The following is a 13,967-nucleotide window of genomic DNA, read 5'->3' as shown; positions in this document are numbered from 1 at the left end:
CGGCGGGAAAGCCGACAACGTGGGGGACTAGCCCAGCGCAGGCGCCAGCCGCGCGAGCCGATGCGGCAAAGACCCGTACCACACACACGCCAGCGCGAAGCCGAAGCCGAGGCAGAGGACGCCGCCCACCGCGTCCAGCCAGAAGTGGTTGGCGGTGGAGACGATGACCACCAGCGTCACCGTGGGGTAGAGCAGGCCCAGTGCTGTCGCCCACAGCGGTCTGGCCAGCAGGGCGATGGTGATGCCGCACCAGAGGGACCAGCCGATGTGCATCGACGGCATCGCCGCGTACTGGTTGGACATCGAGGCGAGGTTGCCGGACGCCATCGAGCCCCAGGTGCCGTGGTCGATGAGGGTGTCGATGAAGCCGCCGTCCGGCATCAGCCGGGGCGGCGCCAAGGGGTAGAAGTAGTAGCCGATCAGCGCGATGCCGGTGGTGGCGAACAGGGCCAGCCGGGCGGCGGCGTAGCGGCCCGGGTGCCAGCGGTAGAGCCAGACGAGTACGCCGATCGTGACGATGAAGTGCAGCGTCGCGTAGTAGTAGTTCATCGTGACGATCAGCCAGGTCACCGAGTTCACGGCGTGGTTGACGGTGTGCTCGACGGCGATGCCCAGCGAGTGCTCCGCCTGCCAGATCCAGTCGGCGTTCCGCAGCGCCTTCGCCTTCTGCTCCGGCACCGCGTTGCGGATCACCGAGTACGTCCAGTAGCTGACCGCGATCAGCAGGATCTCGAACCAGAGCCGGGGGGTGCGAGGGGCGCGCAGTCGGGCCAACCGGCCCTCTTCCGCGGGGCGGTCCGCACGTTCCCCCTTGGGTGGCGGGGTGGTCGGCGGGCCGTCCAGAGTCCTCGTATTCGCATCACCCATAGGCAGACAGTCTGCCAGAAAGGGGTGTGTTGCCGATCATCCTTCGGTCGGGTATTCGACCCTTTGTATCGGTCCTGAGACGGACTCCCGCCCCGTACTTCTGGGGGTGTTGCTCGCTAGGGCGCGTCCTGGCCGGCCCGCGACGGGCGGGGGATCCGGGAGGTCTTCGGGGCCGACGCGGTCGAGCCGCGGACCACCAGTTCGGGGTGGAAGACGAACTCGCTGTGCGGCGCCGGGGTGCCGCCGATCTCCTCCAGGAGTGCGCGCACCGCTGCCTGGCCCATGGCCGTGACCGGCTGCCGGATGGTGGTCAGCGGCGGGTCGGTGAAGGCGATGAGCGGGGAGTCGTCGAAGCCCACGACGGAGAGGTCGCGGGGGACGTCCAGTCCGCGCTGCCGGGCCGCGCGGATCGCACCCAGCGCCATCATGTCGCTGGCGCAGACGACGGCGGTGGCGCCCTGCTCGATCAGCGCGCCCGCCGCGGCCTGGCCGCCCTCCAGGGTGAAGAGCGAGTGCTGGATGTACGGCTCCGCCTCGGCCGGGCCGATCTGGAGCCGTTCCTGCATGGCGCGCACAAAGCCCTCGATCTTGCGCTGTACGGGCACGAACCGCTGGGGGCCCAGCGCCAGCCCGATCCGCCGGTGGCCGAGCGCGCTGAGGTGGGTGATGGCCAGGTCCACCGCGGCCCGGTCGTCGGGGGAGACGAACGGCGCCTGCACCTTGTCCGAGAAGCCGTTGATCAGCACGAAGGGCACGCCCTGGCCGCGCAGCTGCTCGTAGCGCTGCATATCGGCGGAGGTGTCGGCGTGCAGTCCGGAGACGAAGATGATGCCGGCCACTCCGCGGTCGACCAGCATCTCGGTCAGTTCGTCCTCGGTGGAGCCGCCCGGGGTCTGGGTCGCCAGGACCGGGGTGTAGCCCTGCCGGGTCAGTGCCTGCCCGATGACCTGGGCAAACGCCGGGAAGATCGGGTTCTCCAGCTCCGGGGTGATCAGCCCGACCAGGCCCGCGCTGCGCTGCCGCAGCCGCACCGGGCGTTCGTAGCCCAGCACGTCGAGGGCGGCTAGCACGGACTGGCGGGTGGTGGCGGAGACGCCGGGCTTCCCGTTGAGAACCCGGCTGACGGTGGCCTCGCTGACACCCGCCTGCGCTGCGATATCTGCCAGCCGGGCGGTCATGAAAAGGACCTTACCGTCCGGCTCTCAGATTGCCCACCAGGTGCAGCTGTCACCGGGGAGCACGGCCGTGCTGCCGTTGACCGTCACCGGGGCGGTGGACAGCAGGGGGGTGCCGGACGGCGTGAGCTCGACGTCGTGACGGAGGGTGTTGACGGTGCACAGCAGGCCGGGGCGGGTGAAGGCGAGGACGCCCTCGGGGGCCGGCTGCCAGGTCATCCGGCCGTCGCCCAGGCCCGGCAGTCCGCGCCGCAGACCGAGGGCGGTGCGGTAGAGCTCCAGGGTGGAGGCGGGGTCGCCGGTCTGCGCGGCGACGCTCAGGCCGCGCCAGTCGGCGGGCTGCGGCAGCCAGCTGCCGCCGGGCCCGAAGCCGTACGGTGGCGCCTCGCCGGACCAGGGGAGCGGCACCCGGCAGCCGTCCCGGAAGCCGTCCTGGCCGCTGGTCGCCGAGCCTCGGCTGCCGCGGAAGAACGCCGGGTCCTGGCGTGCCTCGTCGGGCAGGTCGGTGACCTCGGGCAGGCCCAGCTCCTCGCCCTGGTAGAGGTAGGCGGAGCCGGGCAGCGCCAGCATCAGCAGGGTGGCGGCGCGGGCCCGGTCCAGGCCGCCGCCGAGCCGGGTGGTGTGCCGTACGACGTCGTGGTTGGACAGCACCCAGGTGGTGGGGGCGCCGACGGAGGCGGTGGCGGCGAGGGAGGAGTCGATGACCGAGCGCAGCGCCTCGGCCTCCCAGGGGGCGTTCAGGAACTGGAAGTTGAAGGCCTGGTGGAGCTCGTCGGGGCGGACGTACAGGGCGAGCCGTTCGGCGGTGGGGGCCCAGGCCTCGGCGACGCCGATCACCTGCCTGCCGCGGGTCTCGCCGTAGCCGTCCAGCAGGCGGCGCCAGCCGCGGTGGATGGCGTGCACCCCGTCCTGGTCGAAGAACGGCAGTACCTGGTTGCCGATCAGCTTGGCCTGCTGGCCGTGGCCGATGTCGGGCAGACCGGGGGCCTTGACCATGCCGTGGGCGACATCGATCCGGAAGCCGTCCACCCCGAGGTCGAGCCAGAAGCGCATGATGGCTTCGAATTCGGCGTGTACTTCCGGATTGTCCCAGTCGAGGTCGGGCTGCTCTGGGGCGAAGAGGTGGAGGTACCAGTCGCCGCGGTCGGTACGGGTCCAGGCCGGGCCGCCGAACACCGACTCCCAGTCGTTGGGCGGGAGTTCGCCGTGCTCGCCCTTGCCGGGGCGGAAGACGTAGCGCTGCCGGGCGAGCTCGGGGTCCTGGAACCAGGGGTGCCGGTCGGAGGTGTGGTTGGGGACGATGTCGACGATCACCCGCAGGCCCAGGTCATGGGCGGTGCGGATCAGGTCGTCGGCGTCCTGGAGGCTGCCGAAGAGCGGGTCGACGGCGCGGTAGTCGGCGACGTCGTAGCCGCCGTCGGCCTGCGGTGAGGCATAGAACGGGGTGAGCCAGACCGCGTCCACGCCCAGGTCCTTGAGGTACGGCAGCCGCTCGCGGGCCCCGCGCAGATCGCCGATGCCGTCCCCGTCGCTGTCGGCGAAGGAGCGGACGTACACCTGATAGATGACGGCGTCGCGCCACCACCCAGGACCTCGGACCGGTGCGGGCGCCTGGGGGGCGGGGCTGGGGGAAGTGAGCTCCTGGGTCATCTGCCGTCCCTGTTGAGGTCAAGAGGCCTGGGTGCCTGGTGCCTTTACGGAGTCAACGCTCGGACAGGCACGGGGTGACGGTGCCGCCGGCCGCTCCAGGGTCCCGTTCCGGCTGCTTCGCTGCAATACCTTCCAGAAACCTTGCAGCAATTTGCCGCAAGGTCTTTCGGTTTCTTTGCAGCGCTGTTACGTTCCTGACCGCCATCTGAGGCATTTCCCTAAGGAGTTCACATGCGGCGTGGCATGCACGGCATAACGGCCACCGCGCTGGTAGCGGGCCTGGCGCTGACGGCAACGGCTTGCGGCGGCGGGGGTGACAGCGGAAGCAGCAACAGCGGGGGCGAACTGTCCGGAACTGTTACGTTCTGGGACACCTCCAACGATGCCGAGAAGGCCACCTATCGCAAGCTTGCCGAGGGCTTTCAGAAGGAACACCCCAAAGTCCACGTTCAGTATGTGAACGTCCCTTTTGGTGATGCCAACGCCAAGTTCAAGAACGCGGCCGGCGGCAACTCGGGCGCCCCCGACGTGATGCGCACGGAGGTCGCCTGGACCGCCGACTTCGCCAACCTCGGCTACCTCGCCCCGCTCGACGGCACCCCCGCCCTCGACAAGAGCGAGGACTACCTCCCGCAGGCCGTCGGCTCGACCAAGTTCAAGGGCAAGACCTACGCGGCACCCCAGGTCATCGACACCCTGGGCCTCTTCTACAACAAGAAGATCCTCAAGGACGCCGGCGTCGAGGTGCCCAAGACCTTCGCCGAACTGGCCACCGCCGCCAAGAAGATCAAGAGCAAGACCGGCGCCACCGCCCTCTACCTGCGCGGCGACGACCCGTACTGGTTCCTGCCGTACCTCTACGGCGAGGGCGGCGACCTGGTCAACGCCCGTGACAAGGTCGTCGAGATCGACGACGGCGCCGGGGTGAAGGCCTTCAAGACCCTCAAGAGCCTGGTCGACTCCAAGGCCGCGGTCACCGACGCCACCGACGGCCAGGAGAACCAGCTCAAGGCCCTCAAGGACGGCACCGTCGCCATGGCCGTCGACGGCCCCTGGGACATCGAGGGCGCCCGCGCCGGCAAGGCCTTCAAGGACAAGGACAACCTCGGCGTCGCCCCCGTCCCCGGCGGCAGCAGCGGCCAGGGCTCCCCGCAGGGCGGCTGGAACCTCTCCGTCTACGCCGGCAGCAAGAACTTGCAGGCCGCCTACGCCTTCGTGAAGTACATGAGCTCGGCCACCATCCAGCAGCAGACCACCGAGAAGCTCAGCCTGCTGCCCACCCGCAAGTCCGTATACGACGTACCGGCCGTCAAGAAGAACGAAATGGTCAAGTTCTTCAAGCCCGCCGTCGACGGCGCCGTCCAGCGCCCCTGGATCGCCGAGGGCAACTCCCTCTTCGAGCCCATCAAGGTCCAGATGAACAAGGTGCTCACCGGTGCGGCCACGCCCGAGCAGGCCGCCAAGGCGACCGGCGACGCCTACCGGAAGCTGCTCAAGGACTACAAGTGACCCTTGCTGTACGGGTACGCCGGGCGCTCGGCACCCACTGGTACGCATGGACGATGGTCGCCCCGGTGGTACTCGTCATCGGGGTGATCATCGGCTATCCGCTGGTGCGCGGCGTCTTCCTCTCGCTCACCGACGCCAATGAGGCCAACGTCGAGCGGAACATCGGCGTCAACCACCTCCCCGCCACCTACAAGTTCACCGGCCTGGACAACTACCAGGCCGTGCTCAGCGACAGTGTCTTCTGGGACCGCCTCGGCTGGACCGTCCTGTGGACCGTGGGCTGCGTCGGAATCACCTTCCTCCTCGGCCTGACGCTCGCCAACATGCTCAACCGGACGCTGCGCGGCCGCACCTTCTACCGCCTCGCGCTGATCCTGCCCTGGGCCGTCCCGGCCTTCATCTCCATCTTCACCTGGCGGATGCTCTACAACGAGAAGAACGGCATCCTCAACAAGCTGCTGGCCGGCGGCGGTATCGACGCCGTGCCGTGGCTCAACGACCCGACCTGGGCCAAGCTCTCGGTCATCGCCGTCAACGTCTGGCTGGGCGTGCCGTTCATGCTCGTCGCCCTGCTCGGCGGGCTCCAGTCCATACCCGGCGAGCTGTACGAGGCCGCCGAGATGGACGGGGCCGGCGCCTGGCAGCGCTTCCGCAACATCACGGTGCCGGGGCTGCGGGCCGTCAGCAGCACCGTCATCCTGCTCTCCGCCATCTGGACCTTCAACATGTTCCCGGTGATCTTTCTGCTGACCCGGGGCGGCCCCGGCGACGCCACCGAGATCCTGGTGACCTACGCCTACCGGCTCTCCTTCATCGACAGCCCCCGCAACTTCTCCGAGTCCGCGACCTGGGGCGTACTGATCCTGGTCCTGCTCTCGGTCGTCGCGGTCGTCTACCGCCGGGCGCTGCGCAAGCAGGGAGAGGTGTGGTGACCAAGTGACCACCATGACCCGCAATCGCAACCAGCGCAGCCGGCCGGCCTCCGCGGGGGCCCGGCAGCGCAATCAACGCAGCCGCCCGGCCTCCATAGGGCTGCACACGGCCCTGATCATCGCCGCGGTGGTGGCCGTCTTCCCGCCCCTCTGGCTGCTGGTGACGTCCTTCAAACCCAAGAACGACGCCTTCTCCACCAGCCTCGTCACCCACTTCACCTTCGCCAACTACACCCATGTGCTGGCCGATACGGAGTTCCTGACCTGGTTCATGAACTCCGTGGTGATCGTCGGGCTGACCACCGTCCTGGGCGTCTTCATCGCCGCCACCACCGGCTACGCCGTCAGCCGCTTCCGCTTCCCCGGTATGCGCCCGCTGATGTGGCTGCTGCTGATCACCCAGATGTTCCCGGTCGCGGTGCTGATCGTGCCGCTCTACAACCTCCTGGCGAGCCTCGGCCTGCTCAACCAGCCCGCAGGCCTGGTCATCACGTACCTGACCATCGCCGTCCCGTTCTGCGCCTGGATGATGAAGGGCTTCTTCGACACCATCCCGGTGGAGATCGACGAGTCGGGACGCGTCGACGGCCTCAACCCGTTCGGCACCTTCTGGCGGCTCGTACTGCCACTGGCCCGCCCGGGCCTCGCCGTCACCGGCTTCTACACCTTCGTCACCGCCTGGGCCGAAGTCGCCTACGCCTCCGCCTTCATGACCGGCGAGGAGAACCTGACCCTCGCCGGCGGGCTCCAGACCTTCGTCAACCAGTACACCAACGACTGGGGTTCGATGACCGCCGCCGCCGTGATCATTGCCGTGCCGGCCGCGCTCGTCTTCGCCTTCGCCCAGCGCCACCTCGTCGCCGGACTGACCGCCGGCACCACCAAGGGTTGACTTCCCCGCGCCCTAAGGGGCGCGGGTTCCTTCCCTCGCGGGTTGGGTTTTCTGCTTCGCTGACCGCTGCCTCTCAGGAGTGCTCCGTTGAGGTCTTACACCGTCTCCACAGACTGTCACCGCCAGCCCGGCGGCCAGAATGTTCTTCGCCGCGTTCACGTCCCGGTCGTGGGTCGCTCCGCAAATGCACGTCCAGGTGCGGACACTGAGCGGCAGCCTCGCCGCAACGGTGCCGCACGCGGAGCACAGTTTCGAGCTGGGGAACCATCGGTCGATGGTGACCAGCTTGCGCCCGTACCAGGCGCATTTGTACTCCAGCATGCTGCGCAGCTCGGTCCACGACGCATCGGAGACGGCGCGGGCGAGCTTGTGGTTCTTGACCATATTGCGGACGGTCAGGTCTTCGATCACGAGCGTTTGGTTTTCGCGCACGAGTCGAGTGGTCAGCTTGTGCAGGAAGTCCCGGCGCCGGTCGGCGATGCGAGCGTGAATCCTGACCACCTGGCGGCGGGCCTTGTACCGGTTTGCGCTTCCCTCGGCCTTGCGGGACAGTGCCCGCTGTGCCCTGGCCAGCCGGGCGCGGTCACTGCGTTCGTGTCGGGGGTTGGCGATCTTCTCCCCGGTGGACAGTGTGACCAGGCTCGTGATCCCGGCGTCGATGCCGACGGCAGCCGTAGCGGGGGGCATTGTGGCGGGGGCGTCGTCGCACAGTATGGACACGAACCAGCGCCCGGCCGCGTCCCGGGATACGGTCACCGTCGTCGGCTCCGCCCCTTCGGGCAAGGGGCGGGACCACACGATGTCCAGCGGGTCTGTCATCTTCGCCAGCGTCAGTTTCCCGTTCCGAAAGCGAAACGCGGACCGGGTGTACTCCGCGCTGGCACGGGACCTCTTACGCGACTTGAAGCGCGGATACCGGGCCCGCTTGCCCCAAAACGAGACGAACGCGCTCTGCAGGTGACGGAGCGACTGCTGCAACGGGACGGAAGAGACCTCGGACAGGTACGCCAGCTTCTCGGACTTCTTCCACTCCGTCAGCATCGTAGAAGTCTGCACATAGCTCACGCGCTCCTGCCGCAGCCACGCTTCCGTACGCGCGGCCAACGCCAGGTTGTAGACCTTCCGCACACACCCGAATGTGCGCGACAGCTCAGCTGCTTGCATATCACTCGGGTAGAAGCGGTACTTGAACGCCCTTTTCACAGGGGAAGCCGCCATGACTCACACGCTAGTGAGACCAACTGTGAGCGGCCAAGCTCTGGCCAGAACACGCACGCAGCCGACCCCGCCGTTACGCGGCTCCAGATCGAGGGCGGCTTTTCTCCCCGGCCTGAAGGCCAGGCTTTCCACGCAAGGAGTTTCGGATGAGCCAGCACCACACCACCAGCACCACCGACTGGTGGCGCGATGCGGTGATCTACCAGGTCTATCCGCGCAGCTTCGCCGACGGCAACGGCGACGGTATGGGAGACCTCGCGGGGATCCGCAGCCGGCTGCCGTACCTGCGTGACCTGGGCGTGGACGCCGTCTGGCTCAGCCCCTTCTACGCCTCGCCGCAGGCCGACGCCGGCTATGACGTCGCCGACTACCGCGCCATCGACCCGATGTTCGGCACCCTGCCCGACGCCGAGGCGGTCATCGCCGACGCCCACCGGCTGGGCCTGCGCATCATCGTCGATCTGGTCCCCAACCACTGCTCCGACCAGCACGAATGGTTCCGTCGCGCACTCGCCGAGGGCCCCGGCTCCACCACCCGCGAGCGGTTCCACTTCCGCAAGGGACGCGGGGAGAACGGCGAGCTGCCGCCCAACGACTGGGAATCCCTCTTCGGCGGCCCCGCCTGGACCAGGGTCGACGACGGCGAGTGGTACCTCCACCTCTTCGCCCCCGAACAGCCCGACTTCAACTGGGACCACCCCGCCGTCCAGGACGAGTTCCGCTCCATCCTGCGCTTCTGGCTGGACCTGGGCGTCGACGGCTTCCGGGTGGACGTGGCCCACGGCCTGGTCAAGGCCCCCGGCCTGCCCGACATGGGCCACGCCGACCAGCTCCAGCTGCTCGGCACCCAGTCCCTGCCCTTCTTCGACCAGGACGGAGTGCACGCCATCTACCGCTCCTGGCGCACCGTCCTCGACGAGTACGCCGGTGAGCGGATAGCCGTCGCCGAGGCCTGGACCCCCACCGCCGAACGCACCGCGCTCTACCTGCGCCCCGACGAGCTCCACCAGGCCTTCAACTTCCACTACCTCAACACCGGTTGGGACGCCGAGGCGCTCCGCGAGGCGATCGACTCCTCCCTGGACGCCATGGGCCCGGTAGGCGCCCCGACGACCTGGGTGCTGTCCAACCACGACGTCGTCCGCCACCGCACCCGCCTCGGCGGCGGCCTGGACCGGGCCCGCGCCGCCACCCTGCTGATGCTGGCGCTGCCCGGCTCCGCCTACCTCTACCAGGGCGAGGAGCTGGGCCTGCCCGAGGTCACCGACCTGCCCGACGAGGTCCGCCAGGACCCCTCCTTCTTCCGCGACACCGGCCAGGACGGTCTGCGCGACGGCTGCCGGGTCCCCCTTCCCTGGTCCGGTGAGGCGCCCCCGTACGGCTTCGGTGACGGCGGCAGCTGGCTGCCCCAGCCCGCCGACTGGGCACCGCTCACCGTCGAGGCGCAGACCGGCGACCCCGCCTCCACCCTGGAGCTCTATCGCACCGCACTGGCCCTGCGGCACACCCACCCCGGCCTCGGCGCCGGTGACGCGGTCGAGTGGCTGGACGCCCCCGACGGCGTCCTGGTCTTCCGCCGCCCCGGCGGACTGGTCTGCACGGTCAACACCACCGAGGCCCCGGTGAACCTGCCCACCCCGGGCAGCCTCCTGCTGGCCTCTCGCCAACTCGACGCGACCGCAGTGGAGTTCACCCTCCCCGCCGACACCACCGCCTGGTGGGAGGAGTGACCCTGCCCGACCCCCACCCCACCCCCCGCCTCTCCGACATCGCCGCTCAGGCGCAGGTCAGCGAGGCGACGGTGAGCCGGGTCCTCAACGGCAGGGCGGGCGTGGCGGCCGGCACCCGGCAGCGGGTGCTCGCCGCGCTCGACGTCCTCGGCTACGAGCGTCCCGTACGGTTACGGCGTCGCAGCGCGGGCCTGGTCGGTCTGGTCATCCCGGAGCTGACCAACCCGATCTTCCCCGCCTTCGCCCAGATCATCGAACAGTCCCTGGCCGGCCACGGCTATACGCCCGTCCTCTGCACCCAGATGCCGGGCGGCGCCACCGAGGACGAACTCGTCGAGCAGCTGGAGGAGCGCGGCGTCACCGGCATCGTCTTCCTCTCCGGCCTGCACGCCGACACCCGCGCCGACCCGGCCCGCTACGCCCGGCTGGCCGCCCGCGGCGTCCCGTACGTCCTCATCAACGGCTACAACCCGCACATCGACGCGCCGTTCGTCTCACCCGACGACGGCGCGGCGGCCCGGATGGCGGTACGCCACCTCGCCGAGCTGGGGCACCGCCGGATCGGGCTCGCCGTCGGCCCGGCCCGCTACGTCCCCTCCCGCCGCAAGGCCGAGGGCTTCGTGGCGGCGCTGGGCGAGTCGTTCGGCCTGCCGAGGGGGCAGGCCGAACGGCACGTCCAGCACACCCTGTTCAGCGTCGAGGGCGGTGACGCGGCGGCCGCCGCCCTCCTCGACGACGGCTGCACCGGCATCGTCTGCGGCAGCGACCTGATGGCCCTCGGCGCCGTACGGGCGGCCCGCCGCCGGGGCCTGGACGTCCCCGCCCAGCTCTCCGTCGTCGGCTTCGACGACTCCCAGCTGATCGCCTTCACCGACCCGCCCCTGACCACCGTCCGCCAGCCGGTCAAGGCGATGGCGACCGCCGCGGTGGGCGCCCTGATAGAGGAGATCCACGACCGCGCCCAGGGCCGCGACACCCCGTCCCGGCGCACCGAATTCATCTTCCAGCCGGAGCTGGTCGTACGGGGATCGACGGGGCCGGTCCCGGGGTGAGAGCTAGGCAGTTTCGTTTGGATCAGTCGGTCGTTGGTCCGGGTATGCCGTTAACAGATGTGCAGTGGGCGCGAATTGAGCCGTTGCTTCCGGACCGGACGCCGAAGCGGGGTGGACGCTGGCGTGATCACCGGGAGGTGATCGACGCGATCGCCTTCAAGTTCCAGACCGGAACGCAGTGGGTCCACCTGCCGGAGAAATACGGCAACTGGCGAGGCGTCTACAACCGGCTGCGGATGTGGGCCCTGGACGGCACCTGGGAGCGCGTGTTCACCCCCTGATGGCCCAGGCCGACGCGGACGAGGACCTGACCTGGGCCGTGTCGGTGGACTCCACGATCGTGCGCGCTCACCAGCACGCGGCCGGGGCCCGCAAAAAAGGGCCCCGGCCGCAGAACCGGCCGACCATGCCATCGGCCGTCCCGCGGCGGGCTGAGCACGAAGATTCACCTGGCAGCCGACGCCCGCTGCCGGCCCCTCGCGTTCGTTCTCACCGCCGGCCAGGCTGGTGACGCACCCGCTTTCACGGACGTGATGGCCCGCCTGCGTGTTCCCCGGGTCCGCGGAAGGCCGCGGACGCGGCCGGACGTGGTCCTGGCGGACAAGGCGTACTCCTCCCGCGCCATCCGCAACCACCTGCGCAAACGTGGCATCCGAACGGTGATCCCAGTTCCGGCCGACCAGCGCGGCCACCGGCGGCGACGGGGCAGCCGGGGCGGCAGGCCGCCGGCCTTCGACCGTGAGACCTACAAGCAGCGCAACACCGTTGAGCGGTGCATCAACCGACTCAAGCAGTGGCGAGGCATCGCCACCCGCTACGAGAAGACCGCAACCATCTACCTGGCCGGACTCCACATCGCAGGCATCTTCCTCGGGTCAGCCCGGTGATCCAAACGAAACTGCCTAGCTTGTTGTTCCACCTCAGACCTCGAACTCGTCACCGGCCGGCCCTACCGGAAACCCACCCACGGCAGCCGTCGAACCCCGACGCGCGGGTTGAACCACACGATGCCGCCTTGCCATGGCAGGGCATCGAACTCGCAGTTGTTTTACGCAACGGATTCCGCGCGGGCGGACAGGACGGGGGCACGAGTGAATCGCAAACGGCGCGTGGTGGTGTCGGTGGTAGCAGCCGGGTTGGCGACGGCTGTGCTGGCAGGGTGTGGCGGCGTCGATGGAAAGATCGGAAACTACGACAAGGTCTCGGTCTGGCCGAACGCTGATCCCCGGGGCCAGAGCCCGATCGCCGAGCTGACCACGCTCACGCCGGTAACAGTCGAGTGCTACACGCCAGGCAAAGTGGGTGCGACCGGATTCGGCTACGGCGCGACGTACAAGATCTCCTATGACGGCGGATCCGGCTATATCGACGCAAGCACTTCCATCATGAGCGACGGTGGTCAGCTGTCCCCCGACCGGGTACCCAAGTGTTAACGGTGGCGGTGCTCGGCGTGGTCTTGTTCTACGTCCGGCGTCGGACACCGCCTCGTACGTGATCCCTCGCCCGGCACGAACGCTGGTTGGCCCCGCGCTCGTTCACCAACGCTGCCGCGGCCACCACAAGGCAGGCGCCAAGCCCCGACGCACGGCATGTCGCGGCCGGTCCTCATCGTCCGACGGCGGGGGGACCAAACATCTGCACGGGGCGGATCCGCGCTCCAGCCGCCATGGCCACCCCGAGGGTGTGCACCGCACACGACGACCTTTGCTGGCAAGAAGTCAGAACGACAGTTTCGCAAACGCCTCAAAGGCAGCAGCCCCCGGAACCGCGTTCCGAGGGTTGCTGTACGAGGATGATCGTTCGGGAGGAATGTGCGGCACGGGTTTGGTGGGTCAGCGGGTACGACTCACGAGAGGGTGCGGGAGTGTTCCAGGCACAGGGGAACCAGACACCGGTGTATTGCTCGATGGCATCACGCGGACCGGCTGTGACAGCACCCTCCCAAGGCGGCCGGCCTGGGCGGTGGTACTCGTTGAAGGTGCCGTACTTTGAGTTCCTGGGGGACGTGTTCTGGGCTTCATCACGGCGGTAGAAGGAGCTGCGGCCCACGAAGCCTGGGCGTACACCCTCGGGGACACTAGGGTCTGCCCTGTGGGTCTTGACCGCCCAGCGGTCACACTCCGATGAAGCTCACTGTTTCTGTCATGGGCGCCCGCCCGGTACGCAGCCGTGGCACGCCTTCCTTCTCGAATCCCACCGAGACGCCGCAGAACAGTACGAGCCCGTCATCGGCTCCGACTGTCTGACTGACGGTCTTGCGGTACATGGTCCACATCACCTGGGGACAGCTGTGCAACCCTTCCGCCCTGAGCAACAGCATGACCGTCTGCAGGTACATCCCCGCGTCACCCCACTGTCCGGGCCCCATCGTCCGGTCGAGGTAGCAGAACAGGACGACCGGCGCCCCGAACGCCTCCGAGTTCAAGGCGGCGATCTTCTTGGGCCTGTCGGGGTCGTCGCGCTCGATTCCCAGCGCTTTGTACCGTTGGGCGGCCGCGGCGGAAAAACGGTCCAGATACGGCGAGGTCAGATCGACCGGGTACATCGGATACTCCCGGTCATCACCCGGGTCTCCCGACAGTGCCCTGGCCGTCGCGCGCCTCTTCAGTTCGGCCAAGGGCTCACCGGTCACGACATATACATGCCACGGCTGGAGGTTCCCGCTCGACGGAGCCCGCGTCGCTGCCGTCAGCACTCGTTCGAGTATCTCCGTGGATACCGGCTCATCGCTGAACGCCCGCACAGCCCGGCGACTGTCCACGGCCTCATACACGTCCACGTCTTCGTGTCCTCTCGCTCGACCGGGCCCTCTACCGTATCCAGCGGTCAGTGCCGTGCATCGCCAGGCCTGGGCCGCACCCTGACGATCAGTTGAGTCGTCGTTGGTAGGGGTGTGGAGGTAGAGGTGATCTGACGGATGGCCAGTGGGAGGGGCCTCGGGG

At 68.8% G+C, this 13,967-nt stretch carries 11 protein-coding genes and 1 pseudogene; 7 read left to right on the top strand and 5 right to left on the bottom strand.

Going from position 1 to position 13,967, the window contains the following annotated elements; genetic code table 11:
* Window positions 1-27: 27 nt before the first annotated feature.
* The 3 genes from ACZ55A_RS02260 to ACZ55A_RS02250 form a co-directional block, all read right to left on the bottom strand.
* Window positions 28-867 carry a phosphatase PAP2 family protein gene (locus ACZ55A_RS02260; protein ID WP_468831854.1) on the bottom strand — a complete coding sequence of 280 codons (840 nt, stop codon included), beginning with the start codon at window positions 865-867 and terminating at the stop codon, window positions 28-30.
* A 116-nt stretch (window positions 868-983) separates the two neighbouring features.
* The gene (locus ACZ55A_RS02255; protein WP_468831851.1) at window positions 984-2,045 is read right to left on the bottom strand and encodes a LacI family DNA-binding transcriptional regulator; all 1,062 of its coding nucleotides are present in this window, start codon (window positions 2,043-2,045) and stop codon (window positions 984-986) included.
* 24 nt (window positions 2,046-2,069) lie between these two features.
* Window positions 2,070-3,692 carry a glycoside hydrolase family 13 protein gene (locus tag ACZ55A_RS02250; RefSeq protein WP_468831848.1) on the bottom strand — a complete coding sequence of 541 codons (1,623 nt, stop codon included), beginning with the start codon at window positions 3,690-3,692 and terminating at the stop codon, window positions 2,070-2,072.
* Window positions 3,693-3,923: 231 nt separating this feature from the next.
* On the opposite strand from ACZ55A_RS02250, the gene ACZ55A_RS02245 reads away from it, so the two are divergent.
* The 3 genes from ACZ55A_RS02245 to ACZ55A_RS02235 are packed head-to-tail and all read left to right on the top strand — an operon-like array spanning window position 3,924 to window position 7,025.
* Window positions 3,924-5,201 (top strand): extracellular solute-binding protein, encoded by a 1,278-nt coding sequence (locus ACZ55A_RS02245; protein ID WP_468831845.1) that lies wholly within the window; start codon window positions 3,924-3,926, stop codon window positions 5,199-5,201.
* On the top strand, window positions 5,198-6,133 hold the full coding sequence (locus ACZ55A_RS02240; protein ID WP_468831842.1) for a carbohydrate ABC transporter permease: 936 nt from the start codon (window positions 5,198-5,200) through the stop codon (window positions 6,131-6,133). The genes ACZ55A_RS02245 and ACZ55A_RS02240 overlap by 4 nt, the downstream gene beginning before the upstream one ends.
* A 13-nt stretch (window positions 6,134-6,146) precedes the next feature.
* Entirely contained in the window at window positions 6,147-7,025 is an 879-nt protein-coding gene (locus ACZ55A_RS02235; RefSeq protein ID WP_468834548.1) for a sugar ABC transporter permease, read from the top strand.
* 12 nt (window positions 7,026-7,037) lie between these two features.
* On the opposite strand, the gene ACZ55A_RS02230 is transcribed toward ACZ55A_RS02235, so the two are convergent.
* Entirely contained in the window at window positions 7,038-8,243 is a 1,206-nt protein-coding gene (locus tag ACZ55A_RS02230; protein ID WP_468831839.1) for an RNA-guided endonuclease InsQ/TnpB family protein, read from the bottom strand.
* A 146-nt stretch (window positions 8,244-8,389) separates the two neighbouring features.
* Between ACZ55A_RS02230 and ACZ55A_RS02225 the strand changes: the two genes are divergently transcribed.
* The 4 genes and pseudogenes from ACZ55A_RS02225 (at window position 8,390) to ACZ55A_RS02210 (ending at window position 12,458) form a co-directional block, all read left to right on the top strand.
* Window positions 8,390-9,973 (top strand): glycoside hydrolase family 13 protein, encoded by a 1,584-nt coding sequence (locus ACZ55A_RS02225; protein WP_468831836.1) that lies wholly within the window; start codon window positions 8,390-8,392, stop codon window positions 9,971-9,973.
* The gene (locus ACZ55A_RS02220) at window positions 9,970-11,025 is read left to right on the top strand and encodes a LacI family DNA-binding transcriptional regulator (protein WP_468834543.1); all 1,056 of its coding nucleotides are present in this window, start codon (window positions 9,970-9,972) and stop codon (window positions 11,023-11,025) included. The genes ACZ55A_RS02225 and ACZ55A_RS02220 overlap by 4 nt, the downstream gene beginning before the upstream one ends.
* 44 nt (window positions 11,026-11,069) lie before the next feature.
* Window positions 11,070-11,912, top strand: a pseudogene (locus ACZ55A_RS02215) (IS5 family transposase).
* 204 nt (window positions 11,913-12,116) lie between these two features.
* On the top strand, window positions 12,117-12,458 hold the full coding sequence (locus ACZ55A_RS02210; protein ID WP_468831833.1) for a hypothetical protein: 342 nt from the start codon (window positions 12,117-12,119) through the stop codon (window positions 12,456-12,458).
* Between the two features lie 680 nt (window positions 12,459-13,138).
* On the opposite strand, the gene ACZ55A_RS02205 is transcribed toward ACZ55A_RS02210, so the two are convergent.
* Window positions 13,139-13,804, bottom strand: a complete 666-nt coding sequence (locus ACZ55A_RS02205) for a nitroreductase (protein ID WP_468831830.1) — start codon at window positions 13,802-13,804, stop codon at window positions 13,139-13,141.
* Between the last annotated feature and the right edge of the window lie 163 nt (window positions 13,805-13,967).

Source organism: Streptomyces sp. NPDC034111, assembly GCF_055575375.1.
Note: the sequence above shows the minus strand (reverse complement) of the source record. Positions and strands in the feature narration are given on the sequence as shown.

What these genes read in the sequence shown, in the direction of transcription:
- ACZ55A_RS02260 (WP_468831854.1), bottom strand. Translation starts at nt 867, where the DNA reads ATGGGTGATGCGAATACGAGGACTCTGGACGGCCCGCCGACCACCCCG.
- ACZ55A_RS02255 (WP_468831851.1), bottom strand. Translation starts at nt 2,045, where the DNA reads ATGACCGCCCGGCTGGCAGATATCGCAGCGCAGGCGGGTGTCAGCGAG.
- ACZ55A_RS02250 (WP_468831848.1), bottom strand. Translation starts at nt 3,692, where the DNA reads ATGACCCAGGAGCTCACTTCCCCCAGCCCCGCCCCCCAGGCGCCCGCA.
- ACZ55A_RS02245 (WP_468831845.1), top strand. Translation starts at nt 3,924, where the DNA reads ATGCGGCGTGGCATGCACGGCATAACGGCCACCGCGCTGGTAGCGGGC.
- ACZ55A_RS02235 (WP_468834548.1), top strand. Translation starts at nt 6,147, where the DNA reads ATGACCCGCAATCGCAACCAGCGCAGCCGGCCGGCCTCCGCGGGGGCC.
- ACZ55A_RS02230 (WP_468831839.1), bottom strand. Translation starts at nt 8,243, where the DNA reads ATGGCGGCTTCCCCTGTGAAAAGGGCGTTCAAGTACCGCTTCTACCCG.
- ACZ55A_RS02225 (WP_468831836.1), top strand. Translation starts at nt 8,390, where the DNA reads ATGAGCCAGCACCACACCACCAGCACCACCGACTGGTGGCGCGATGCG.